19 protein-coding genes and 4 tRNA genes are annotated in these 25,056 nt (G+C 45.2%); 7 read left to right on the plus strand and 16 right to left on the minus strand.

Going from position 1 to position 25,056, the window contains the following annotated elements:
• Positions 1–14 precede the first annotated feature (14 nt).
• Positions 15–2,504, plus strand: a complete 2,490-nt coding sequence (locus I6E49_RS05770; protein ID WP_235400962.1) for a transglycosylase domain-containing protein — start codon at positions 15–17, stop codon at positions 2,502–2,504.
• 122 nt (positions 2,505–2,626) lie between these two features.
• On the opposite strand, the gene I6E49_RS05775 is transcribed toward I6E49_RS05770, so the two are convergent.
• The 3 genes from I6E49_RS05775 to gyrA form a co-directional block, all read right to left on the minus strand.
• Positions 2,627–3,832: a tetratricopeptide repeat protein gene (locus I6E49_RS05775; RefSeq protein ID WP_235400963.1), complete on the minus strand. Its 1,206-nt coding sequence runs from the start codon at positions 3,830–3,832 to the stop codon at positions 2,627–2,629.
• Positions 3,833–3,915: 83 nt separating this feature from the next.
• Positions 3,916–5,121: a tetratricopeptide repeat protein gene (locus I6E49_RS05780; RefSeq protein WP_235400966.1), complete on the minus strand. Its 1,206-nt coding sequence runs from the start codon at positions 5,119–5,121 to the stop codon at positions 3,916–3,918.
• 22 nt (positions 5,122–5,143) lie between these two features.
• The gene (gyrA, locus tag I6E49_RS05785; protein ID WP_235400968.1) at positions 5,144–7,699 is read right to left on the minus strand and encodes a DNA gyrase subunit A; all 2,556 of its coding nucleotides are present in this window, start codon (positions 7,697–7,699) and stop codon (positions 5,144–5,146) included.
• Between the two features lie 254 nt (positions 7,700–7,953).
• Between gyrA and I6E49_RS05790 the strand changes: the two genes are divergently transcribed.
• The gene (locus tag I6E49_RS05790; protein WP_235393227.1) at positions 7,954–8,475 is read left to right on the plus strand and encodes a ferritin; all 522 of its coding nucleotides are present in this window, start codon (positions 7,954–7,956) and stop codon (positions 8,473–8,475) included.
• Positions 8,476–9,096: 621 nt separating this feature from the next.
• Positions 9,097–10,140 (plus strand): carbohydrate porin, encoded by a 1,044-nt coding sequence (locus I6E49_RS05795; protein ID WP_235400969.1) that lies wholly within the window; start codon positions 9,097–9,099, stop codon positions 10,138–10,140.
• Between the two features lie 9 nt (positions 10,141–10,149).
• Here the strand turns inward: I6E49_RS05795 and trxA are convergent, their stop codons facing one another.
• On the minus strand, positions 10,150–10,644 hold the full coding sequence (gene trxA, locus I6E49_RS05800) for a thioredoxin (protein ID WP_235400970.1): 495 nt from the start codon (positions 10,642–10,644) through the stop codon (positions 10,150–10,152).
• 22 nt (positions 10,645–10,666) lie between these two features.
• Positions 10,667–11,917, minus strand: a complete 1,251-nt coding sequence (locus I6E49_RS05805) for a YihY/virulence factor BrkB family protein (RefSeq protein WP_320851444.1) — start codon at positions 11,915–11,917, stop codon at positions 10,667–10,669.
• 215 nt (positions 11,918–12,132) lie between these two features.
• On the opposite strand from I6E49_RS05805, the gene I6E49_RS05810 reads away from it, so the two are divergent.
• From I6E49_RS05810 to I6E49_RS14585, 3 genes are all read left to right on the plus strand, one after another.
• Positions 12,133–13,248 (plus strand): phosphatidylinositol-4-phosphate 5-kinase, encoded by a 1,116-nt coding sequence (locus I6E49_RS05810; protein ID WP_235400972.1) that lies wholly within the window; start codon positions 12,133–12,135, stop codon positions 13,246–13,248.
• A 22-nt stretch (positions 13,249–13,270) separates the two neighbouring features.
• Positions 13,271–15,325, plus strand: a complete 2,055-nt coding sequence (locus I6E49_RS05815; RefSeq protein ID WP_235400973.1) for an alpha amylase C-terminal domain-containing protein — start codon at positions 13,271–13,273, stop codon at positions 15,323–15,325.
• A gap of 158 nt (positions 15,326–15,483) precedes the next feature.
• Positions 15,484–16,479: a DUF6057 family protein gene (locus I6E49_RS14585; RefSeq protein ID WP_235400975.1), complete on the plus strand. Its 996-nt coding sequence runs from the start codon at positions 15,484–15,486 to the stop codon at positions 16,477–16,479.
• 103 nt (positions 16,480–16,582) lie between these two features.
• Here the strand turns inward: I6E49_RS14585 and I6E49_RS05825 are convergent, their stop codons facing one another.
• From I6E49_RS05825 to I6E49_RS05875, 11 genes are all read right to left on the minus strand, one after another.
• The gene (locus I6E49_RS05825) at positions 16,583–17,236 is read right to left on the minus strand and encodes a 4'-phosphopantetheinyl transferase family protein (RefSeq protein ID WP_235400977.1); all 654 of its coding nucleotides are present in this window, start codon (positions 17,234–17,236) and stop codon (positions 16,583–16,585) included.
• Between the two features lie 44 nt (positions 17,237–17,280).
• Positions 17,281–18,534 carry a gliding motility-associated protein GldE gene (gene gldE, locus I6E49_RS05830; RefSeq protein WP_235400991.1) on the minus strand — a complete coding sequence of 418 codons (1,254 nt, stop codon included), beginning with the start codon at positions 18,532–18,534 and terminating at the stop codon, positions 17,281–17,283.
• Positions 18,535–18,645: 111 nt separating this feature from the next.
• Positions 18,646–19,065 carry a single-stranded DNA-binding protein gene (locus I6E49_RS05835; protein WP_235400979.1) on the minus strand — a complete coding sequence of 140 codons (420 nt, stop codon included), beginning with the start codon at positions 19,063–19,065 and terminating at the stop codon, positions 18,646–18,648.
• A gap of 88 nt (positions 19,066–19,153) precedes the next feature.
• Entirely contained in the window at positions 19,154–19,708 is a 555-nt protein-coding gene (locus I6E49_RS05840) for a hypothetical protein (protein WP_235400980.1), read from the minus strand.
• A 53-nt stretch (positions 19,709–19,761) separates the two neighbouring features.
• A tRNA-Gly gene (locus I6E49_RS05845) sits at positions 19,762–19,834 on the minus strand.
• Positions 19,835–19,857: 23 nt separating this feature from the next.
• Positions 19,858–19,941: transfer RNA gene (locus tag I6E49_RS05850), tRNA-Leu, on the minus strand.
• Positions 19,942–19,975: 34 nt separating this feature from the next.
• Positions 19,976–20,057 (minus strand) — tRNA-Leu (locus tag I6E49_RS05855).
• A gap of 37 nt (positions 20,058–20,094) precedes the next feature.
• Positions 20,095–20,167 (minus strand) — tRNA-Gly (locus I6E49_RS05860).
• A gap of 113 nt (positions 20,168–20,280) precedes the next feature.
• Positions 20,281–21,450, minus strand: coding sequence for a carboxynorspermidine decarboxylase (nspC, locus tag I6E49_RS05865; RefSeq protein WP_235400981.1), 1,170 nt, complete (start codon positions 21,448–21,450; stop codon positions 20,281–20,283).
• A 16-nt stretch (positions 21,451–21,466) separates the two neighbouring features.
• The gene (locus I6E49_RS05870; RefSeq protein WP_235400982.1) at positions 21,467–22,312 is read right to left on the minus strand and encodes a Cof-type HAD-IIB family hydrolase; all 846 of its coding nucleotides are present in this window, start codon (positions 22,310–22,312) and stop codon (positions 21,467–21,469) included.
• A 166-nt stretch (positions 22,313–22,478) separates the two neighbouring features.
• Positions 22,479–23,012: a 30S ribosomal protein S16 gene (locus I6E49_RS05875; RefSeq protein ID WP_235400983.1), complete on the minus strand. Its 534-nt coding sequence runs from the start codon at positions 23,010–23,012 to the stop codon at positions 22,479–22,481.
• 574 nt (positions 23,013–23,586) lie between these two features.
• Here I6E49_RS05875 and I6E49_RS05880 point away from each other — a divergent pair.
• A complete protein-coding gene (locus I6E49_RS05880) occupies positions 23,587–24,687 on the plus strand; it encodes a hypothetical protein (RefSeq protein WP_235400984.1) in 1,101 nt (366 codons plus the stop codon).
• Positions 24,688–25,056 lie beyond the last annotated feature (369 nt).

Below are 25,056 nucleotides of genomic sequence, written 5' to 3' on the forward strand. Positions count from 1 at the left end.
ATAATCATTTAAAGATGAAAAAAATAAAAGACTTTCTCATCTGGTGTATGCGTAAAGTCAAGGCTTTTTGGCCTTGGTATCGCAATTTGTACAAAGGCAAAGCGTGGTACACCAAGACACTTGTAGGAATCGCATCCTGCATAGTAGCGTTTTTCATCTACCTTGGCATGGTAGACACAAACTTCTTGTGGCTGTTTGGTAAATCACCTGGTTTTTACACTATTATGAATCCTGAGACTCACGAAGCCTCAGAGATATATAGTGCCGATGGTGTAATGATTGGCAAATATTTTAACGAGAATAGAACTCCGGTAAAATATGAGGAGGTAAATCCTGCTTTCTGGAAAGCCCTTATTGATACCGAGGACGAGCGCTTCTACAGTCATCATGGAATTGACTACCCAGGACTTATAGGAGCTGTGAAGGATGCTGTCATGCATCATGATGCTCGTGGAGCTTCTACAATCACGCAGCAGTTGGCTAAGAATATGTTCCGTGTACGCACCGACTATTCTACTGGATTGCTTGGTATGATTCCTGGTGTTCGTATGCTCATCATGAAGTCTAAGGAATGGATCATCGCCACGAAGCTGGAGTTGACCCACGACAAGAAGGATATTATCACAATGTACGCCAATACAGTTGACTTTGGTTCTAACGCATTTGGTATAAAGACGGCTTCAAAGACGTATTTCAACTGTACTCCAAAAGAATTGACGACAGATCAGGCTGCTGTGCTTGTTGGAATGCTTAAGGCTACCACTTACTACAATCCTATCTCGCATCCTGAGAACTCGCAGCGTCGTCGCAATGTGGTGCTCAGCAATATGCTCAAGCATGGCGATTTGACACGCACCGAATTTGACGAACTTAGCCAGAAGCCTATTAAGCTCAGCTATAGTGTTGAGAGCAACTATGATGGCCAGGCTCTTTACTTCCGTGAGGCTGTTTCTGCCGAACTGAAGAACTGGTGTCGTGAAAACGGTTACGATCTTTATACTTCAGGTTTGAAGATTTATACCACCATTGATTCGCGCATGCAGAAGTACGCCGAAGAAGCTGCTGCAAAACAGATGAAGCAGGTGCAGCGCAACTTCAACAACCATTGGGGCAATCAGGATCCATGGCAGGACGAAAATCATAATGTCATCCCTAATTTCATTGAAGGAATAGCACAGAAGCAACCCGTTTACAAGAATCTTCTGGCACGCTTCCCCAATAACCCTGATTCAATTGAGTACTATCTCAACCGTCCGCACAAGGTGAAGTTGTTCGATTACGAGCATGGCACCATAGAAAAGGAGATGTCTACAATGGACTCAATCCGCTATATGGTTCATTTCATGCATTGTGCATTCGTTGCTATGGAACCGCAGACTGGTGCTGTGAAAGCATGGGTGGGCGACATCGACTTCAAGTCATGGAAGTATGACAAGGTGACGGCAATGCGTCAGCCTGGTTCTACATTCAAGCTCTTTGTATATACCGAGGCGATGAATCAGGGACTCACGCCTTGCGACAAGCGTCGCGATGAGTATATCTCAATGCAGGTATATGACAAGGTAGCAGGCAAGGAAGTGACGTGGGCACCTACTAACGCCAATGGTTCTTTCTCAGGCGACTCCATTCCTTTGAAGGGTGCATTTGCACGAAGCATAAATTCTGTAGCAGTTCGTCTTGGACAGGAGATGGGTATTCAGCGCATCGCAGAGACTGCACACAAGATGGGTATTGAAAGTCCGCTTGATGAGACTCCGGCTCTTGCTCTTGGTTCAAGTGATGTCAACCTCCTTGAATTGGCCAATGCTTATTCTACTGTTGCCAACGATGGCAAGTATGTAAGACGTCAGCTTGTGACGCGTATTCTTGACCGTAATGGAAAAGAGATTTATACATCGCCCACAAACGAGGAACAGGTGATTCCATATAGAAGCGCTTTCCTCATGCAGCAACTGCTCATGAGCGGTCTGCGTGAACCAGGCGGTACATCAATGAGCCTGAATGGTTATGTAGGACAGTATCGTGATACAGATTGGGGTGGCAAGACCGGTACTTCAAACAATCACTCTGACGCTTGGTTTATGGGTGTCAGCCCTAATCTTGTAGTAGGTGCATGGGTTGGAGGTGAGTATCGTTGCATACACTTCCGAACTGGAGCTTTGGGTCAGGGTTCGCGTACGGCATTGCCAATATGCGGATACTTCCTTGAGGCTTTGTTGAAAGACCCTGCTTTCAGTAAGTATCGTGCAAAATTCGGCAAGCCTAAGGATGAGAGCATAACAGCCTCAATGTATAATTGCTCAAGTTATGTGCCAAGAGCCAAGGCTGACACTTCGCTTAACGATAGTGTGAAAGTCGAAGAGGAAATAGTTCTTGACGAGGATGGCAATCCTGTAGAACGCCAGTTGCCACTTTCTGTAAATAAGGAGCAGCAACCTGCCGACCAGCAACAAAAGGAACACAAGACTCCGAAAGAACAGCCAGTGAGTCTTGAGAACCTATAACAGTTGAGAGTTGTTAACAGTTGAGAGTCGAAAATTGAGAGTTATGATTACCTTTGATATAATATTATCAAAATCAACATATCATAACTCTCAACTCTCACCTCTCAATTTTCAACTCTCATTTATTTTTTCATGAGTTTGTCAATTTCCTCAAACTCACGTCCCATATTCAAGTTGAGATAGATAGTATAGAGAGGTACTCCCCATTTTGATTTTTCGTTAGGAGCTTGTTTTCTATACTCTTGCATATAGGGCAATGCCTTTTTAAAAAGCGCTTTCAGCTTTTGTGTTTTCTCACGGCTGTGCCTCATTGTCCTTTCAATGTAAGTGGCTTGATTGAAATACGCCAAGCCAGCGTTCAGATAAACGTCGGCAAAATTCTTGTCTTTTGCAATCACCTTGTCGCAAATGCTCACGCAATCGTCATATTTCTGCTGTGCAAGCAGTACTGTTGATTTGGCAAACAAGGCAACAACACTTGAAGTGTCAGCCTCAATAGCGTCGTCGCACAATGCAGTAGCTACGTCATACTTGCTCTGCTTGTAATAATAGTCAAACAGATGCGAGAAGAAATATTTTGACTGCGGATAGTGGGCAAAACCACTCTCAAGTACTTCTACAAAATTTGCAGTATCAGCTTTCTGCCTATACGTTTCAGCCATGTATTGATATGTCATGGCCAATCTTGCTGTGTCCTTCTGTGCAACGTCTGCGTAGTTCAACGTACGCTTTGCGTCGCTCTGCTTGTATCCGCAGTAAACGGTATAGAATGCAGCAGTTCCTATTCTCTTATCTTTGTTCTGATAGTCGTAAGCTGCAAAGATAGGCTGCCTTGCACAATCTATATACGCTTCAAAGAGGTTGTATGCATTCTTATAATCATTCTTGCCGATGAAGAACAGTCCGCCATTATAAAGGTTGCCTCTCAATGCATTTAGATATTCTGCATGACGTTTGCGGTATTTCATTTTTGCCTGTTGCATGCCCTTAAGATTCCATTCTACAGAATCAAGCCCTTCCAAAACACCAAACATTCTGTAGGCCGCAAGGAAAAGTTTGGATGTGTCTGCCTTTTGTTTCAGATACATCTGCTCGTTTACCGTTTCATACTGTTTTCTTACAGCGTCAAAAAGTACGAGCCAAATTTTCTCATTGTCCTTATTTGCTGAATCGGTAAGAAGCTTACGCATTGAAGCCTCTGCCTCAGCTAACGATTTACCTGCCTTGACATCATCCTTTGCCTTTGATATCTCCTTCTTCTGTGCATAGCACATCGTTGGAAGGCAGATGCCCCAAGCCAATACCATAAACAATAATTTCCTGAACATACCCTACTGTAAAAATGAAAGGTGCGCATTCATGACTTTCACAGAACATGGTGCGCACCTTAATTTGTTGAAGCTGTTACACTTTACTTGTTAGGATCCAAAGCCTTTGTACGGCTGTCGTCTGCACCATAAAGAACATAGTATGTATTATAGAGCAGATACTTCCAGTTGGCCTCCTGCTGGTTAGGGTCGAGGTCGCGAGCCTTCTCCAGGTAGCCCTGTGACTCAGTTAGAATCTTCTTCTGCTCATTTGCGTCCTGCAAGTTAGCTGCCTTGTTGTTGTTGCAGAATCCCATCCAAGTCAGCACAAGTGCGTTCGGCTTGATAGAATTAGCCTTCTTCAGGTCGGCAAGAGCCTCATCCCATTTGCTGTCGTTCATCTCAGCCTGGCCCTTGACAGCCCATGCTGTGAAGCAGTTAGGATCAGAAGCCAGACGCTCTTCGATGAGTTTCATCTGCTTGTCCTTCATGTTAAGGTTGCCATACAGAGTGGCGAGGTTTGTGAAGATAGTCTCGCTCTTGTCCTTGGCATAGAGGTCCTCGAAGCTCTTGAGGCACTTTACAGAGTCCTCCTTTGTCTTCATCGACTGCTGCATCATAGCCATCTTCAGTCCAAGGGCATCCTTGTATGAAGCAGTATCGTTCAGGGCAATGTCGATGTACTTGTTGGCATCGTCCATTTTCTTTGCCTGATAAGCTATTACGCCAGCTACACGAGCTACCTCGCCGAGGTATGTATCCGGCGACTTTGTCTTGTCGAAATCGTCGAACAGGGCAGAAGTACCGCTGTTGACATAAGCAGCATAGTAGTTGAAAGCGCCATTGTTGTCTTCCTTCTGCAGGCAGTCCTGACCGGCATTGATAAGGTTCAGACGCAGAGGCCACAGAGCAGCCTGGTTCTTCTTGTGGAACTTGGGAGCCACCTTGCCCTTGGCATTAGGCATGCGGTCATACTTGTCGCACTCCATAGCTGCGTTGAGAGCGTTGGTGAGCGATGTGTACATGCCTTCCTTGTCTACTGGTTTCAGTTTGGCGTCTTTCTGTCCCATCTGTTCCATCACCTGGTTCTCGCTCATCACAGCCATTTCCTTGTTGACCTTCTGAAGCGAGAGCTCTACGAGCTTGTTGTAAGCCTTTGCCTTTTCCTCATTGTTCAATGAAGAAATGCAAGCCTCGAGTTGAGACTTTGCCTCAGCGTAGTCTTTCGACTTAAGGACGCTCTTTACGTCCTGTGCAAATGCAGTTGAGGTAGCTACTACCATCACTGCCAACATAAACAATTTTCTCATATTCAAATATATTTAAAATGTTTTATTTTTCATTTTCTGAATTATTCTCAGCTGTATTCGGTGTGTCTGTAGCCTCAGTCTCTTGTTCTGCGTTGTCGTCGGCAAGTTTGGCTTCAAGTTCAGAGCTCATAACCTTGCATACGCTTGCAATCACATCATTCTTCTTCGAGAGGTTGATAAGGCGTACACCCTGTGTGGCTCGTCCCATTACACGACAATCGCTCACGGCAAGACGAATGGCAATGCCACTCTTGTTGATAATCATGAGGTCGTTGTCGTCGGTCACGTTCTTGATGGCTACCAGTCGGCCGGTCTTCTCTGTGATAGAGAATGTCTTCACACCCTTACCGCCACGGTTTGTCTTGCGATAGTCTTCTACCTGCGAACGCTTGCCATAACCATTCTCCGATACCACCATAACGGTCTCGGTCTCGGCATTATTGACGATAATCATACCTACAACCTGGTCGTCGTCACCATCGAGCTGCATACCACGTACACCTGTTGATACACGTCCCATAGAGCGTACTGTATTCTCGTCGAAGCGTACGGCGCGACCGTTGCGGTTGGCAAGGATAATTTCGTTCTTGCCGTTGGTCAGTCGAACGTCTACCACCTCGTCACCATCTACGATGTTTATGGCGTTAACGCCATTGGTACGTGGACGTGAGTAAGCCTCCAGACATGTTTTCTTGATAGTACCGTTCTTTGTGGCAAACACAACGTAGTGTGAATTGACAAACTCCTCGTCGTTCAGTCCGCGCAGACGCAGCATTGCATTTACCGAGTCGTCCGGCTCGATGTTGAGCATGTTCTGAATGGCACGTCCCTTGAAGTTCTTGTCGCCCTCCGGTATCTCGTAGCACTTGAGCCAGTAGCAACGACCCTTGCGTGTGAAGAACAGCATTGTCTGGTGCATTGTTGCAGGATATATGTATTCTGTGAAGTCCTGCTCGCGTGTACGTGCACCCTTCGAACCTACGCCACCACGAGCCTGCTCGCGGAACTCGCTCAGCGGAGTGCGCTTGATATATCCCATATGGCTTACTGTAATAACCACCGGGTCGTTAGGATAGAAGTCCTCAGCATTGAACTCGTGCTCGAAAGGCTTGATTTCAGTACGACGCTCGTCGCCATACTTCTCCTTCACCTCGTTCAGCTCGTCCTTCATTACCTTCTTGCACAGTTCGGGATCGTCGAGTATCGACTGCAGATAAGCAATCTGACGCTCCAGTTCCTCAAACTCAGCATGCAGCTGATCTATACGCAGACCGGTCAACTGCGAGAGTCGCATGTCTACGATAGCTTTCGACTGTATCTCGTCCAGGTCGAAGCGCTTCTCCAAGTTGCGCTGTGCGTCGCTCGGTGTCTTCGAGGCACGGATAATGTGTACTACCTCGTCGATGTTGTCGCAGGCTATGACAAGTCCTTCAAGTATGTGGGCACGTTCCTGTGCCTTCTTAAGGTCGAACTTAGTGCGGCGTATTGTCACGTCGTGGCGATGCTCTACAAAGTACTTCACGCATTCCTTAAGAGTGAGCAGACGTGGACGTCCCTTCACCAAGGCGATGCAGTTTACCGAGAACGACGACTGCATGGCAGTCATCTTGTACAGTTTGTTGAGTATGACGTTGGCGTTAGCGTCACGGCGCACGTCAACAACGATACGCATACCCTGACGGCCCGACTCGTCGTTCACGTTCGAGATGCCGGTAATCTTGCCCTCCTTGACGAGGTCGGCAATACCAGCAACGAGGTCGGCCTTGTTTACACCGTAAGGAATCTCTGTGATGACAATCTTGTCGTGTGCGTCGCCACTCTCTATTTCCGACTTTGCGCGCATCATGATGCGGCCACGGCCAGTCTCGTAAGCCTGCTTCACACCCGTCAGACCATATATATATGCACCCGTAGGGAAGTCAGGAGCCTTGATATACTCCATAAGTCCGTCTACGTCGATGTCGGGATTGTCGATATACGCGCAGCATCCGTCAATCACCTCACCGAGGTTGTGTGTAGGAATGTTGGTAGCCATACCCACGGCAATGCCGTTACCGCCATTCACCAGAAGGTTCGGTATCTTGGTAGGCATTACTGACGGCTCCATAAGTGTGTCGTCAAAGTTAGGCATCATGTCTACGGTGTCCTTATCCAGGTCGTCCATAATATGTTCGCCCATCTTCGAGAGTCTGCACTCGGTATAACGCATGGCAGCAGGCGAGTCGCCGTCTACCGAACCGAAGTTACCCTGACCGTCTACAAGCATGTATCGCATGTTCCAGCTCTGACCCATACGCACCAATGCACCGTAGACAGAAGCGTCGCCGTGCGGGTGATACTTACCCAGCACCTCACCTACGACGCGGGCACATTTCTTGTAAGGGTTAGAACTTGTGTTTCCGATGCCCAGCATTCCGTAAAGAATGCGGCGATGTACGGGCTTGAATCCGTCACGAACATCAGGCAGGGCACGAGCGACAATCACCGACATACTATAGTCGATGTACGAGGATTTCATCTCCTCTTCAATGTTAATCTTCAGAATCCTGTCCTGATCAATTGTCTGATTTTCGTCCATTTTATATTATATTGTTTTAAGTTTCTTTCTGACGCTTGCCACATACTGCTTTCTACAAGCCTCTAAAAGCGCAAAATCGCCGATTTTGCCGTTTATTTCGCTTCTAAGCGATTTGCAGCATCGCTTTCAAAGTGTAAAATTACTATTTTTTTATGACTTTACAGCACTTATAGCGCCTAAAAATACCATTTTTGTCTATTTTAATAGAAATAATGTATAACTTTGCAATAGTAAACCTTTAAAACAAAATTATTATGCTGAACAAAAAAATCGAAGAGGCTCTCAATGCCCAGATTAACGCCGAATTATGGTCGGCTTATCTTTATCTCTCTATGGCTGCTTATGCTCACGCCAATGGTAATCCTGGAATGGGCAACTGGTTTGAAGTACAGTTTAAGGAGGAACAAGACCATGCCAAGATTATGTTCAATTACATCATACAGCGTGGCGGTCGAGTAGAACTAAAGCCTATCGAGGCGGTGCCTACTACATGGGAGTCGCCGCTTGCGGTGTTTGAAGCCACGCTCGCTCACGAGCAAAAAGTGACATCGCTCATCAACAATCTCTTTGCTCTTTCTACTGCAGAGAACGACTATGCAACACAAAGTATGCTCAAATGGTTTATCGACGAGCAGGTGGAGGAAGAAGAAAACGCACAAAACATCATCGACAATCTCAGAATGATTCAGGGCAACGGCTACGGACTCTATATGCTCGACAAGGAACTTGCCGCACGCACATACGTTCAGCCTTCGCCATTGGCTGGCAAAGCATAGCTGAAATGTAGGTGTTGTAGTATGCAAATATCGTACAGGCAGTAAAAATGTGTTACAAATAAAAAAACGATTCTAGAGATTTCGAGAGCCGTTTTTATTGCTTGTTACGGCGTAATACATCATGTTTTTATCAAATAAGCCTCCGTTGCATTACAAAAGTAGTCCTTCGGGATTCCTTCGGGATTCCTTCGGGATGCTTTCGGGATTCCTTTTGTAATGTAACGGAGGCTTATTTTCTGCACAAATGTATTCGTTTAGCAACGAAAAGGACAACTTTAGATTATGCGATAATTGCACACTTCTGTCGGTATTTGCATAATTTGTTGTGTGTAAGTGATATACGCTTGCGCGCGCAAAACTCGAGAATTTTGAGCAAAAGATTTCTTCGTGCGTTCAACTCGCAGTTTTGAGCGATTAAAAATGCAAATATAAGTCTAATGGTTTTCTAATACTAATCTAATAACTTTCTAACTGATGATATGTGATTGTTTGAATAGTTTTGCATTGCGAAACAGACATTGCGGATAATTTACCTATTATTAGGTATTTTTATGTCATGAATAAAGTCGTACTTTTGCAATTCCAAAAGAGTACTATAACTATAACATTGTGAGTACGATTATGAATCGTGTATTATTTGTCTTTTTATTAGGCTGTATAAATGCAAGCTTGGCGAGAGCGCAGAATATTAGTGGCGAATACACTACAGAATGGCAGTGGGATATGAAGAAGAAAACCAACTGGGTCAACCAACTCCGTTTGGACCTGAACATCCCATTTGGCAATGGTAAGGATTCTTTTGAGGCGGCAACCCTGCATGTCGCAAAAACCGACGACACCATTGCTGATGATTGGCAAGGATTCTCCAATATCGAAGCCGACAATATGTTTGCATCCATAGCTGTATTAGGTTTTATGCACGAGTGGAAGTCGGGACATGTGTTTTTAGGAGTGCGCAATGTCAATGAAGACTTCTTCACATCCGATGTCACGTCGCTTTTCTTGAATGGCTCGGAAGGTATCTTCCCAACCATTGCCGCAAGCTATCCGATAGCCAACTATCCCGTGTCGGGACTTACCGTTTATTTTGACGTTACAAAGGGTGCCTGGACATTCCGCAACAGCCTTTACAATGGTGTAGGCTACAACGGATGGAAGCGCCGTGACAATCCCTTCATAGTGCGCCCCAAGAAAGATGGTATCTTTAATATTTCGCAACTGGAATATTCGCGCGGAGGCTCCAATTACTTTGCTGGAGTGGCTGTACACAACCGTCAGTTTCCGATTGATGAAGAGGGCAAGATGGCCTCTGCCGATGAGGCATGTCGCCACACCTCATGCGCATGGTGGGTTTATGGCGAACAGACAGTATGGGCAGCAGCCGACCGAAGCGTAGCGTGCATGGCACAGTATTCTGAGAATACTTGTCGTGATAATGGCTGCTACAGATACGCCGAGTTGGGATGCGCATATACCGACAGCAGCAATGAATGTGGACTGTCAGCACAATACGCCCGTTTCAATCAGGGCACAGAACGTTCTGTCGAACTGACATGGCGACGACAGATCAACAAGACAATAGCCTTGCAGCCTTCGTTCCAGTACATCAACAATGACAATGGCGACTTCTTTGTGCTTTGCGCCCGTATGTGCATCAGCTTCTGATTGTATGTGTCATTTACTGATTTCGTTCACCATATTCTCAAAAGTCTCCTTAGGCATAGCCCCCATCTGTATTGTGGGTTTGCCCTTGGCGGGGATGAATAGGAAAGTGGGTATGCTCTGAATGCCAAACGTCTGAGCCAGTTCCTGCTCCTTTTCGATGTCCACCTTGTAGAAGTCTACCTTGCCGGCATACTTCTTTGCCGTTTCCTCCACAATAGGCGCCATCATCTTGCAAGGTCCGCACCATGTGGTGTAGAAGTCGATTACGGCAGGGCGCTTGCCTTCAAACACCCATTCTGTCTGATGTGCTTCGTAGTCCATAATCTTCAGACGGAAGTCGGCTGTAGAAAGATAAGCAACGTTGCCTTCGGCAGACGCTTGTGCTGCATCGGCATCTTTTGACATAGCGGTATGTGTGCTGTTGCGGGCCTTCTGATGGTTTGTACAGGCTGAAAGCGTCAATGCAGCGGTAATGAGGATGTAAAGTGAATTCTTGATTTGCATATTATTGTCGTTGTTTAAATGATTACAGATCCTTTACGAGAAGACTTCTCTGTTTGTTGAGATAATCCGAGCGGTTGGCAAAAGCTTCCTTCCATACAGGCGATGCAAGTTTGCGCATGTCTATGCTCAAAGCCCATTTGCCGTTGGCTTCCAGCCGGTCGATTAGAGTGCCTACGGTGAGACGTGTCAGGCATATTGCCGGTTGGTAATATGTGGTCTCGCCCTTGTCGCCACCTGATATTTCGGTAATGATGTTTATCTGGGTCAGCTCGTACAGCAGTTCGTTGACGATGCGGATAGGAATGCCGGTGCGTAGCTTCAAGTCGAGTGCCGAGTAGGGTTTGCCTCCTTCGGCAAATTGCTTACATATCTGATTGGTAAGAATCAGACACAGCAACGTCTTGTAGCGATGGCTCAGGTCTTCTGCCTTTGTGCGGAAAGCGAAGTCTTCCATATTCTGGCTTGCATAGCATAGTTCTGCGCCAAACAGACAGATAAGCCATGAAATCTGCACCCAAAGCATAAACAACGGCAATGCAGCGAACGATCCGTATATGGCATTGTACGAACTCACCCATATCTGAGAGTGGATGTAGAATATCTGCAGCCCTTGCATTGCCACACCGGCAAGTATGCCTGGAGCTATGGCACATGTCAGTTTCACCTTGGTGTTGGGCATGAATATGTACAATGCTATGAACACGCTCGACATGAGCACGTATGGCATAAGCTGTAGGATGAACTGTGTGAGCGGACCTATGAGCATGGTGTTTTCAATCTGCTTGAATATTGTAGCAAAGAAAATGCTTACGCCCGAAGTTATCACGATGGTTATCGGCACCAACAGGAACATCGACGTGTAGTCGGTAATGGTACGGAATACGCTTCGTTGCTTCTTTATCTGCCAGATGTTGTTGAACGTCAGCTCTATATTGCTGATAAGCATCAGCACAGTAAAGAACATGAATATAAGGCCAATCCCCAAGAACAGTCCGCTCTTGGTATGAATAAGGTATGAGTTGACGAATCCGATTATTGTTTCGGCAGCTTGCGGCTGACTTGAGAACGAGTCGCGAAACCACTCTTCTATGTATTTGTTGTATCCGAATCCACGGGCTATGGCAAACACTACGGCTAATATTGGTACAATAGCCAGCAGGGTGGAGTAGGTGAGTGCTGCGGCTGCACTTGTTATGCGTTTTGCCGTTGTGAACTCAATTGCAAGAATAAGTCTCTTGACAATTGAGAGCATGAAATATTTGGATGGTGACACACTTTCGCGATTAATGCCCCAAATGTCAATGCTTATAAACCTTTGAATCTTTTTTATTTTGTCTTTTGTAAGCATGCCGGTTGTTGTTTTAGAATGATTTAGTCTGCAAATTTAATGTTTATTTCGCAATATTTCCGCTAAAAATCCTAAATACATTTTGTTGTCTCGCAATTAATTGATAATTTTGGCATAGAATAATTGTAAATTGAATAAAAGTGAAAAAATCTATATACTTATTTGTGCTGTTGTCTGTCTTTTCTGTAGGCTCATTTGCGCAAAAAATCACCTTGGGTTCGTGCATTACTCATGATGGCGGACAGTACAAGGGTCAGATGCAGGCAGGAAAGCCGCAAGGCAAGGGTAGTACTGTTTTTAAGAATGGTGATATATTCGAAGGCGAATATGTCAAGGGCAAACGCCAAGGACAAGGTATTTATACATTTTCCGACGGTGAGAAGTACGAAGGCGAGTGGTTTCAAGACCAACAGCACGGCTTTGGCACATTCTGGTTTATGAACAACAACCGCTATAAGGGAATGTGGTATCGTGATTATCAGCATGGTCATGGTGTGATGTACTATTATAATGGTGATATTTACGATGGCAACTGGCAGAAAGACAAGCGCCAGGGCAAGGGAAAATACACATTCGCAAGCGGTGCCTACTACGACGGCAACTGGAATAACGACCAGAAGTCGGGCAAAGGTTTCTTTGCATGGAACGACGGAACCACTTACGACGGAATGTGGCTCAACAATCAGCGCTCGGGTAAGGGTACAAACAAGTATGCCGATGGCGATGTATATACTGGCGATTGGCTCAACGACATACAGAATGGCAAGGGCGTGTATCGCTTCCAGAACGGCGACGTTTATGAGGGCGATTACGTACAGGGCGAGCGTACTGGCGAGGGTATATTCAAGTATAAGAACGGCGATAAATATACAGGTCATTTCAACGAAGGTGACAAGGATGGCATGGGTACTTTCCTTTGGAAAAATGGCGATATGTATGTAGGTATGTGGAAGAACGACCGCCAGAACGGACATGGCAAACTTGTCAAGAAGAACGGTGATGTCTTCGATGGCGAATTCAAGAACGGCAAGATAAATGGCCAGGTTATAATCCACTTTTCTGACGGCTCTAAATTCAAGGGTATGTACAAGGACGGACGCCGCAATGGTGCCGCCATTGAAGAAAATAAAGACGGCAAACGTTTTGAAGGCTCGTATGTCAACGGCCGACGAGATGGAAATTTTGTAGAGAAAGACCGGAATGGCCAAGTTATTAAACGTGGTCATTATGAAAATGGCAAACGATTTGAAGATTAACTAACGTACTAATTTTATAGCTATGGCATTAAAATCAAAAAAGACACAGACTAAAAACTCCGAGTCCAAAGTTAAACATATTGGATTGGTCAAGAATGATGCTTACCTTGCGCCTTACGAAGAAGCGATAAAGGGACGTCATGACCATGCTCTGTGGAAGCTCAACTCATTGACAAATAATGGAAAGACAAAACTTACGGATTTTGCCAATGGACATAAGTATTATGGTCTGCACAAAGCAAAGCGCGGATGGGTGTTCCGCGAATGGGCACCTAATGCTACTGCAATATATCTTGTAGGCGACTTCAACGCTTGGACTGAAAGCGAACGTTATAGCGCAAAGCGTATCGATGAGGCTGGCAATTGGGAGCTGAAACTTTCTGAAAAGGCTGTCAAACATGGCGACCTCTTCAAGATGCATGTATATTGGAACGGCGGAATGGGCGAACGTATCCCTGCCTGGGCTACTCGCGTGGTTCAGGATGAGCAGACAAAGATATTCTCAGCACAGGTTTGGAACCCCGAGCCTTATGAATGGAAGAAGACCAAGTTTAAGGCCAACAAGTCGCCGCTTCTCATCTACGAGTGCCATATCGGAATGTCGCAGGATGCCGAAAAGGTAGGAACATACAATGAGTTCCGTGAGAATGTATTGCCGAGAATCAAGAAGGACGGATACAATTGTATTCAGATTATGGCCATTCAGGAGCATCCTTATTATGGTTCGTTCGGATACCATGTGAGCAGCTTCTTTGCTGCTTCTTCACGCTTCGGTACTCCAGAGGATCTGAAGGATCTTATCGATCAGGCTCACAAGGACGGCATTGCCGTTATCATGGATATTGTACATTCACATGCCGTAAAGAACGAGATAGAGGGATTGGGTAACCTTGCAGGCGACCCCAACCAGTATTTCTATCCGGGCGAGAAACACGAACATCCGGCTTGGGACTCATTATGCTTCGACTATGGCAAGGACGAGGTGATACACTTCCTGCTATCTAACTGCAAATACTGGCTTGAGGAATTCCATTTCGACGGATTCCGTTTCGACGGCGTTACATCAATGCTTTATTATAGCCACGGACTTGGCGAGGCTTTCTGCAACTATGGCGACTACTTCAACGGACATCAGGACGATAATGCCATCTGCTACCTGACACTTGCCAATCTTCTTATACATGAGGTTAATCCCAATGCAATAACCATCGCAGAGGAAGTCAGCGGCATGCCAGGACTTGCTGCCAAGTTTACCGATGGCGGCTATGGCTTCGACTATCGTATGGCCATGAACATCCCCGACTATTGGATTAAGACCATCAAGGAACTTCCAGATGAAGCATGGAAACCAAGCTCTATTTTCTGGGAGGTCACAAACCGTCGTTCCGATGAGCGTACCATAAGCTATTGTGAAAGCCACGACCAGGCTCTTGTAGGCGACAAGACCATTATCTTCCGCCTTATTGATGCCGATATGTACTGGCACTTCCGTAAAGGCGACGAAAACGACCGCGCTAATAGAGGTATAGCCCTGCACAAGATGATACGTCTTGTCACAGCATCTACTATCAATGGCGGCTATCTTAACTTCATGGGCAATGAGTTCGGTCATCCCGAATGGATTGACTTCCCGCGTGAGGGTAACGGCTGGAGCTATAAGTATGCACGTCGTCAATGGAACCTTGTAGACAACCCCGAACTCAACTATCATTATCTTGGCGATTTTGACAAGGCAATGTTGTCAACGCTCAAGCTTGAGAAGAACATTCAGAACAAGCCGGTAGTAGAGATTTGGCACAACGATTCAGATCAGATTCTCGCTTATATGCGTGGCGACTTGGTGTTTGTCTTCAACTTCAGTCCGACACAGTCGTTCGTCGATTACGGATTCCTTGTGCCTACAGGTTCGTACGATGTAGTGTTGAATACCGATTCAAAGGACTTTGGCGGCAATGGTCTTGCAGACGATACAATCACACATCTTACCAATTACGACCCGTTGTATGTGAACGACCGTAAGGAATGGCTTAAGCTTTATATTCCAGCCCGTTCGGCTGTAGTATTAAAAAGAAATTAATGAATAGGGTAAAGTATAGTCAGGATACATTGAAACGCGTGTTGTGTACATTCGTTTTTACGTTGTTCTCGTTTTTCTTCCTGTATTTTTATCAGGCAGATTTAATGACGATTATTCAGCACGTGTTGTCAGAAGGACAAACCCATTACAATCACTTTGTGGGAGCGGTACTAATTACAATAGTACTGCTCCTCATACAGGTGGGTGTTGTCCGTTTGTTTCAGCGAATGCGATTGGCATGGGCATTTACGTTTGTCCCTTCCTCACTTCTGCTTGCCATGATTACTGATGTACGTCAGTCGGCATCTGCCGCTAATGGCTTTCTTGAATTTGGTTGGGGTGGATACGTGTTGCCATCGTGTTTTATATTGTTCTTTGTCGTTGTCTGGATCTTGAATTCATCGGGTATTGCCGAAAAGTATAGTATGAATTCCATGAATCAGACACGTCAGCTGTGGATTAACCTTGCTTTAGTGCTGCTTCAGATGCTATTTGTTTGTGGTTGGAGCAATTCCGACAGAGTGCTTCACGACCGTGTGCATGTAGAACAATGTTTGGCAGACAACGACGTTGATGAGGCTTTGCTCACATTGCAGCAGCATTCAGATGCCGACGAGAATCTGACGATGCTTACGGCTTACTCGCTTTCACGTAAAGGTGAATTGCCTGAAAGGCTTTTCGAATTTCCGTTGAAGGGAGGTTCGGCTGCATTAATGCCTAATGGCGATAACATTGGTTTTGGATTGTTGGCTGACACCACATTCTATGCATATCTCGGCAATGCATATCTGCAACGGATGTCAACTATGCACTATCTTGACTATCAGCGTAGGCATAAGCGCCTTAATCGTCGTTCTGTTGATTATCTGTTATGTGCCTATCTTATGGACAAGAAGCTTGATGCCTTTGCGCACAACATTACCAGATACTATGAGGTGAACGACTCTGTGCAGTTGCCAAAGCATTACAAGGAGGCTCTGATACTCTATACTCATTCGCATGCTAATCCGTGTGTCGTGCTTCATGATAATGTGCTGGATGCTGACTTTGAGGATATGCAGAAACTTGAAAACTCCATAACCGATGCTCGTGAGCGAAAGACTGCATTGCGCGATACCTATGGCAACACATATTGGTATTATTATATGTATTGACTGTAAGATGTACTGATAATAATGTATGCTGATTATACATAAACAAAAAAGCGGTTCGGAAATTGAATGATCTGAGTCATTCCTTTTTCCGAACCGCTTTTGCTTATGCTAAATAAGTCAAAACTGTATTTTTGTCTATTCTATAGAATATTGTTTTCTTGTCTCCATTCTGTATATTGCAGCATCTTATACTGCCATTATTGCTGTTGGCTTCTTCTATCTGTTCTATCTTTATGTCGTGTAGTGCCAGATGGTTGTCCGAATAGAATTTATACATCGTTTCCTTGGCACACCAGAACAATAGCAGAATACATGCTTTGTTTGTATGGTTGTTGTCTGGGATGTTTGCCGGTTTGATTAGAGTATGGCTATATTCCAGCTCGTCGCTACGCATGAATTTCTCCTCAATCTTACATATCCTGTCGCTTACATGTTCTATGTCTAAAGCCACACGCTTTGATTCGGATATTATCAAGCTTGCATAGTTGTTGGTGTGACTGATGCCTATCTCCAACCCTGAATCTCTTAGTATCGGTCTTCCAGAGTCTTCGTGGTCAATAGTCCAGCCGCCTCTGCCCAGCATCTCGTTAAGCAACGCATATACTGCAGCCGTTTCTTTCTGACGATTGTTGCACATCGTCTTTATCTTGTTGTACACTTCTGGCGGACATACGTCCTCTATGTGTGTGCGGTCATCAAACTGCCATATTCCTAATTGCGTACGTTTGTCAATTCTCTCAATATATAATAGAGGCATAATCTACAATATTGTTTCTCCCCGAAGGTTGTCATCCATTAAGGTTATTTCTCCTGGATGTCTTCCTTCTTTTTCTCGTGTATCGTGACTTTGATTCTGCTTATACGGCGTTCCTCTATGCCTACTATCTCGAATGTATAGTTCTTGAAGTCTACCTTCTCGTGAATGCTAAGGAAGTCGCCTTTTATCTCCAACAGCAATCCTGCGAGCGTGTCGGCATCGCCTTCTACGTCAGCAAATTCTTCGTCGTTGACGTTCAAGGTCTTGCAGAAGTCGGTCAGCAAAGTCTTGCCTTCAAATATGTATGTATTGTAGTTCAACTTGCTGTACAGCTTGCTCTCTTCGTCGTACTCGTCGTTGATTTCACCGACAATCTCTTCGAGAATATCTTCCAATGTGACAAGTCCGCTCGTGCCGCCAAACTCATCTACAACAATGGCTATGTGTATCTTGTTCTCCTGGAATTCGCGCATGAGGTCGTCAATCTTCTTTGTCTCAGGAACAAAATAGGGGGGACGCATCAGACTTTGCCAACGGAAACTTGCTGGTTTAGTCAGATGAGGCAGCAAATCCTTGATGTATAATATACCGCGAATGTTGTCACCATTCTCCTGATATACGGGGATACGGCTGTAGTTGTTCTCGACAATACAGTTGAGCACTTCTGTATAGTTCGACTTGATGTCGAGTCCTACAATGTCTTGTCGGCTTGTCATAACCTCCTTGGCAGTTTCGTCACCAAAGCGTATGATGCCCTTAAGCATGCTTTGTTCGTCCTTGATGTCGTTCTTGTCGGTCAATTCAAGAGCATGTTCCAGATCGTCAACACTCAGCACGTGCTTTTCCTTCTGCACAACTTTCTCGGCAATAATGCCACTACGCAGAAGTATGTTCTCTATAGGCCAGAACACCTTTCGGCAAATACATACTCCCTTTACGGCTTTTCTGCAGAAGTTAAGCGGATCCTGACGGCTGTACACCTTAGGCATAATTTCGCCAAAGAGCAGAAGCAGGAAAGTCAGCATTACTGTAAGCGAAAGGAATTGCAGCCAATATGCTTTCTCTCCGAAATGAACGATGTTGCCGAAGATGTAGTTGCACAGCATGATTATCGTTACATTGACGAAGTTGTTCGTAATCAGAATTGTTGCCAGCGTGCGCTCGCTATCCTCGCGCAATTTCAGGATATTACTGTCGCTTGATGTTTTTTGTGCGTTCAGTTCAGCCATGTCAGATGGCGACAGACTGAAGAAGGCTATTTCCGAACCACTTGCAAATGCCGACATAGCCATAAGCATCAGAGTAAGTGCAACACATATCAATACACCCGTAGTAGGAGCTATGAGATAAACGTCGGAGAGTGAATCAGAAATGAATTTTAAGTATGTTTCCACAATTATTATATATGTTTAGAATGGCAACGTGTCGTTGTCGGCGTCTTCTTTAATATTAGTACGAGTATTGTCTTTCGGCTGTAAGTTTTGGGCCGCGGTTGAGGCTTGTTTTGGTGTGAGAAGTTCCATATTGTCGGCATATATCTCGGCTATAAATCTGCGTTGACCTTTCTTGTCGTCGTAGTATCTGTAGCGTATTCTGCCTTCAATATATATCTTGTCGCCTTTGTGTACATATCTTTCGGCAATCTTGGCAAGCTCTCTCCACATTACTATATTGTGCCAGTCGGTACGGTCGGGCACACGAGTGCCATTGGGCAGTACATATCCTCTTTCGGTTGTAGCCAATGGGAATTGTGCTACAGCCTGGTCGGCATCATAATATTTCACGTCAGGCTCTTTGCCAACGTTTCCTATAAGCATTACTTTGTTCATAATAGTCTGTTTTTGTTGTTATAGGATAAACCAAACATAGGATGCCGTGTATAATGCGACATCCTATGACATGAATAAACAGTATGTTTTATTTCCACATACCAAGATACTTGTAGTGGAAGTTCTTTCCTTTGGCTGACGGGAACTGTGAGCGGTTGTCCACACGGTCGCGCAGATGCTCTACAATGCGGTTGTAGCAGTCTTGTCCCGAATTGGCTTTGCATCTTACTACAAAGTGCGTGTCGCGATATTCGTGCTTGCCAGTAGCAGGAATCAATACTACGCGCTTGAAGTCCAGTTCGCCTTCGTACCATCCCGGATGTGCTTCGTTCAGGCGTGAAGCTACAACCGAAGCCATATCATGCTTATCGCCTGCCGCGCCGTTTTGTGGTACGGGATGCAGAGCCTTCTTCTGCTTGAAGTCAAGCATTGTAGCTGCTGTTGTCTTAATTATAATAAAGTAGACGCGTGGTCTGATTTTATATCTTTTGGGATAATATACATCGCTGTTGGCGTATTCTCTTACATCAGCTTCAAGGTTTGCATTCATTCCTATTTCCTGGATTGAGCGCAAGAAATCCAATGCATCGTCAACGTTTGTTACCAACGTCTCCTTGTCAAAATATCTTAAGTATAAGTTCATTGAATTCTGTTTTGTTCTTCAAAAATACCGATTTTAAAACCTTTTAAAAGAAGAGCGGCAAACGAGACTTGAACTCGCGACCCCAACCTTGGCAAGGTTGTGCTCTACCAACTGAGCTATTGCCGCATTGTTTTCACATTACTAACAAGTGAAGAGGAGGAGACTCGAACTCCCACGACACAATTGTCACTACCCCCTCAAAGTAGCGCGTCTACCAATTCCGCCACCTCTCCATAATGTAGTTATGTGATTGTTCTGAATAGTCAGTGCCCAGAACAGGACTCGAACCTGCACGTCGTTAAACACACGCACCTGAAACGTGCGCGTCTACCAATTCCGCCACCTGGGCAAAATAAGACTTGCGCCTTTATCTATTCAGAACTTTGAGCGGCAAACGAGACTTGAACTCGCGACCCCAACCTTGGCAAGGTTGTGCTCTACCAACTGAGCTATTGCCGCATCTGTTATTTCTTTCAGATTGCTTCGTTCTTGAAAGCGGTTGCAAAGGTAGCACTTTTTCTTGAAACTCCAAAAGTTTTGACAAGAATTTTCAAGAAAAAGTGCATTTTTCTTTAATTCATACGCGAAATGTAGTCTTTGGGTCCATATTCTCGCATAATTTCCAGTTCATTTGTGCCCGAATGCACAAAAGCGAGTGCCGGATGAGAGATGCCGTTGAACATGGTTGTCTTGACTGTTGTGTAGTGATTCATGTCCTCGAAGATGATATTTTCGCCGATTTCGAGTTCATGGTCGAATTCCCATGCCGACATAAAGTCGCCCGACAGACAACTGTTAGCTCCCAGACGATAAGTATATGGCTTGCTATAGTCGGGATTCTCCTCAATGGTTCTGGCTCCTCTTACTGCCGGATGGTATGGCATTTCCAGACAATCGGGCATATGACATGAGAAACTAACGTTCAGAATTGCTGTTTTTATGCCTTTGTCTTCTACAATGTCTATCACTTGGGCTACCAGCGGACCGGTTTGCCATCCGAATGCACTTCCTGGTTCCATTATGACCTTGAGCCAAGGATAGCGATTGTGAAATTCCTTCAGTATGTTTACGAGCAGTTCTATATCGTAGTCTTTGCGTGTCATAAGGTGTCCGCCGCCGAAGTTTATCCATTTTATCTGCTTGAACCATCCCGAGAATTTATCCTCAATATGCTTCAAGGTGCGTTCGAAAACATCCGATCCGTTCTCGCAATGGCAATGGCAATGGAATCCGTCTATGTCCGAAGGCAGAGTCTCGGGCATCTTGTCGGCACTTATGCCGAATCGTGTACCGGCTGCACAAGGATTGTATATGTCGGTTTCTATTTCCGAGTATTCGGGATTGATGCGCAGTCCGAAGCTTATTTCTTCGTTTGCATTCTTGGCTCTATCGTGCAGACGCTCGTATTGCGAGAGCGAGTTGAACGTCAGATGACTTGAACAACGTGCCATCTCGTCAATCTCATAGTCGGTATAGGCAGGCGAGAAGGTATGTGCCTTCTTGCCGAACTTGTCCACGGCGAGTCTTGCTTCGCCCAACGAGCTTGCTGTAGTCGACTTGATATACTCCTTGAATATGGGGAACGTCTTCCACAAGGCATAGGCCTTAAATGCCAGAATGATTTCTACGTCGGCACGTTTTGCCACATCGCTAATGATGGAGAGGTTGCGACGCAGGCGCTCCTCTTCCAGGATGTACATAGGGCGATTAATCTCCTTATATGTTGTTGTGTCTACTTTCATTTGCTTTTCCGGTTTGTTATCCTTTGTCATAGCAGAACTTCTCTATGGCAGCAGCCACTCCGTCCTCCTCGTTCGACAATGTCACATAGTCGGCTTCGGCTCTCACTTCGGGTGCGGCATTAGCCATAGCCACACCAATACCAGCCAGCTTCAGCATCGAAAGGTCGTTGTATCCGTCTCCGAAGGCAATCATGTCTTTCGGGGTCAGCTCAAGTTGTGTAAGCAGACGGACGAGCGACTGAGCCTTGTCTATTCCCTTCGGTACAAGTTCTATAAAGAAAGGTGCCGAGCGGAACACGTCGATATAGTTGCCTACCAGTTCTGTCAGTTCCTTTTCTGCTTCAACCATTACAGCTGGGTCGCCCGTCATGAGAAGCTTTGTGGGGTGTGCTTCAAGATGGTCAGTCAGGCATTCCACCTTTCTTATATTCATATGGTTGATGCGCGACTCCTCCTTCACATATTGGTCGTCGGGCATTTCGGTTACGATTTCGTTGCCTGCATAGCCCAGCAGAGCGTAGCCTTTGCTTCTTGCATATTGGTGCAACATTGGTATCACCTCTGCGGGAAGGAAGTTGGAATAGAGTTCTTCCATAGTCTTGCAGTCAACTATTTTTCCTCCGTTGTATGCCAGTATGTATCCGCCCGTCTCTTCCAGTCCCAGACAGTCGGCTACGGGAATGATGCCGTATGTGGGTCTGCCCGAAGCCAATATGATATGTGCTCCGTCGGCTTGTGCCTTCAGTAGAGTTTCGCGTGTCAGTGGAGTCACTTCCTTGGCGTTGTTGGTCAGGGTACCGTCAAGGTCGAGAGCTATAGCGCGGTAGGGTAGGCGTGAGTGTTGTGCTTCTGTTGTTGCCATAAATTATGTATTGTGAAATGCAAAGTGTATCTTATATATAATAAGGTGTAGTTGTACATGGTGAAAACCAAAGCCTGATAAAACAATAAATCCCAAGAACTGAAGTTCCTGGGATTTATGTTTTACGACCTTTTTACGGATCGTGGCTTTTCGTTTTGACTGGTAATTAAGCCTCTGCCGGAGTCTCCTCTGTAGCCTCTGCGTTAGCAGCAGCTTCAGCCTCTGCCTTAGCGGCAGCCTCAGCAGCCTTCTTCTCAGCTACCTTCTTGGCAATAGCCTCGTTTACCTTCTTCTCAGCCTCAAGCTCCTTAGCGGCAGCCTCAGCCTTAGCCTTAGCCTCGCTCTCGCGAACGGTATCAAGACCCTTCTGCTTGTCAGCCTTCCATGCGTCGAACTTCTTCTGGGCAGTAGCCTCATCAAAAGCGCCCTTCTTAACGCCACCACGGAGGTGCTTCATAAGATAAACGCCTTCACCCTTAAGGATGTTGTGAGTTGTAGCTGTGGGCTGTGCGCCACACTCTACCCAGTAGAGGGCACGGTCAAAATCCAAATCTACAGTAGCAGGATTGGTGTTAGGGTTGTATGTACCAATCTTCTCAGTAAACTTACCATCACGTGGTGCTCTTGAATCAGCGATAACGATACGATAGAAAGCGTAGCCTTTACGACCGCCGCGCTGCAATCTGATTTTTGTTGCCATTTTTAAAATTATTGTTTTGTTGGTTTGAATTTATGCTACTATCTCGTAATAGCGGGTGCAAAGTTACTCTTTTTTATCGTAACCAAGCCACTTCGCCCTTACTTTATTGTCGTTATTAATTAATATTAACCAAAGCTAATTCAAAAAACGATTTATGGCAACTATAAAACTCAAATTTCATCCCTCATTTTCTACAATCACTTATTCACTCTTAGCTGTCTGTGGAACTCACGGCTCTTGCGTTGTGGTTTTTCTTTATGACTGGCATAAACATGCACAATGAGAAAGAATGCTGTAAACAAAGGGCTTTTGAAACCTTGAAAAGTCGGATATGTAAAACATTTTAGGAGGAATTCGGGGTTTAGCAAAACTTTTTGATTCAAAAATGATAAGAAGTGAAGGAAAAGTAGTACTTTTGTAGAGTAGATACCGTTTTATCATGTGAAAACAGTAGGTGTTTTACTTGACTAATACATCCACAGATAGTATGGATTTATGAACATTGCTATAGTAAACTTGGCATCGTCTTCCCAGGTGATGGCAGCCAATAGTGACATAAAGTAGCGGAGAGGTTATGAAGCAGGATTGCACGGTCTCTCAGTCTACAGCCGACGAAACAAAGCGTTTTCAGACATCTGAAAGCAATGAATTTCCAGAGGGCACACACGTTTCTGAGCCAGACGAAAAGACTGGCTCAGCGATAAAGAAGTGTTCGCAGGTGAAAGATAACTGCACGTCATGGAGTTATCTTTTTGTACACAACCAAAAAGTAAAGTCGATAGAAGAACAGCTAAAGAAAGATGGACTAACCCATTTTGTGCATAAGACAATAAAATATGTTCCCCGCCACAGGAATAGAGGCGGAATGCGCGAAGTGGAAACCCCTTCTGTAAGTGGACTGGTATTCTTGCAAGGTGCCCCGGAAACATTACAGGACTACTTGGATAAAAACATAAAATCATACAAACTCTGTAAGAATTGTAGTACAGGAAAAGTAGCCACTATCCCTTGCAACCAAATGGAGCCATTTATGCGTGTGGCAGAAACCGATCCCGAACGTCTCCGCTTCCTGCTTCGTCCTTTCGTTTATTATTCCAAGAACCGCACCCTACTTCGCATCGTGACAGGTGAATATGCCGGACTCGAAGGTTATGTAATCCGCATAGCCCGAGACCGCAGGCTCGTCATGGATGTCGGTGGAATGGCCATAGCCTTGTCAGGTGTACATGCCGAACGTTTTGAGGAGGTTAACAAGAACGAGGCTTGCAAAAAAGAGCGCGAGCTGTTCTACAAGCGCAATCTGCATGAGCGCAACGCCTTTATCGACCGATACTTTCATCAGGTGAAGACCGCCCAAGAGGTGTCAGCCCAGGTGAAAAACATAGAAATGCTCCGTCTTCAGACACTTGCAGATGTAAGAGACAAGAAACTGGATATGAAAGATGCCTATGACACCTTCTATTTCATGATAGAAGAGATAGGCTACTACTATGCACCTTTCATCGACTGTTTCAAGGACGAGCTTAGACCCATCTTTGAAGCAGGAAGAACCGTAATGGAAGAGATAGAGAAAACTATAAAGATATTCAAGGACAGCGATAAAGAACTGCATAATCGCTGCGAAACAGAATTTGAGGCATTGCAAAACAACTACGGATACCTGTTTGAATTTTGAGTTTTGAATTTTGAGTTAGGAGTTGTTCTCGGCTAACGCCTACGATTAAGAATTATACAATGTGGAGTTGCAATACTAACTGTAGGAGGTTATGGCGTCCCCGCCATAACCTGAGCAAGCTGCGGTGTGAGGAACTAACAATAAGAATGTATCTTCCAACTGCGCAGGCTAAGGCAAGGACGTATAGCCTCCTACATTTCAATTCGTGATATAATTTCTGGTTAATTCACGACCGAACAACTCAAAATTCAACATTGCCAAAGGCTTTGTGCCAATGTTAAGTGTTAAATGTTTAATGTTAAATTGTTAGGGTGCGAAACAACTCATAATTGACCAACTCTCAATCGCAGGCATAGCCGAGAACAACTC

The organism is Leyella stercorea (assembly GCF_021531655.1).

Coding starts and splice junctions, on each gene's coding strand:
- I6E49_RS05770 (WP_235400962.1), top strand. CDS start 15: ATGAAAAAAATAAAAGACTTTCTCATCTGGTGTATGCGTAAAGTCAAG.
- I6E49_RS05775 (WP_235400963.1), bottom strand. CDS start 3,832: ATGTTCAGGAAATTATTGTTTATGGTATTGGCTTGGGGCATCTGCCTT.
- I6E49_RS05780 (WP_235400966.1), bottom strand. CDS start 5,121: ATGAGAAAATTGTTTATGTTGGCAGTGATGGTAGTAGCTACCTCAACT.
- gyrA (WP_235400968.1), bottom strand. CDS start 7,699: ATGGACGAAAATCAGACAATTGATCAGGACAGGATTCTGAAGATTAAC.
- I6E49_RS05790 (WP_235393227.1), top strand. CDS start 7,954: ATGCTGAACAAAAAAATCGAAGAGGCTCTCAATGCCCAGATTAACGCC.
- I6E49_RS05795 (WP_235400969.1), top strand. CDS start 9,097: ATGAATCGTGTATTATTTGTCTTTTTATTAGGCTGTATAAATGCAAGC.
- trxA (WP_235400970.1), bottom strand. CDS start 10,644: ATGCAAATCAAGAATTCACTTTACATCCTCATTACCGCTGCATTGACG.
- I6E49_RS05815 (WP_235400973.1), top strand. CDS start 13,271: ATGGCATTAAAATCAAAAAAGACACAGACTAAAAACTCCGAGTCCAAA.
- I6E49_RS05825 (WP_235400977.1), bottom strand. CDS start 17,236: ATGCCTCTATTATATATTGAGAGAATTGACAAACGTACGCAATTAGGA.
- gldE (WP_235400991.1), bottom strand. CDS start 18,534: ATGCTTATGGCTATGTCGGCATTTGCAAGTGGTTCGGAAATAGCCTTC.
- I6E49_RS05835 (WP_235400979.1), bottom strand. CDS start 19,065: ATGAACAAAGTAATGCTTATAGGAAACGTTGGCAAAGAGCCTGACGTG.
- I6E49_RS05840 (WP_235400980.1), bottom strand. CDS start 19,708: ATGAACTTATACTTAAGATATTTTGACAAGGAGACGTTGGTAACAAAC.
- nspC (WP_235400981.1), bottom strand. CDS start 21,450: ATGAAAGTAGACACAACAACATATAAGGAGATTAATCGCCCTATGTAC.
- I6E49_RS05870 (WP_235400982.1), bottom strand. CDS start 22,312: ATGGCAACAACAGAAGCACAACACTCACGCCTACCCTACCGCGCTATA.
- I6E49_RS05875 (WP_235400983.1), bottom strand. CDS start 23,012: ATGGCAACAAAAATCAGATTGCAGCGCGGCGGTCGTAAAGGCTACGCT.
- I6E49_RS05880 (WP_235400984.1), top strand. CDS start 23,587: ATGAAGCAGGATTGCACGGTCTCTCAGTCTACAGCCGACGAAACAAAG.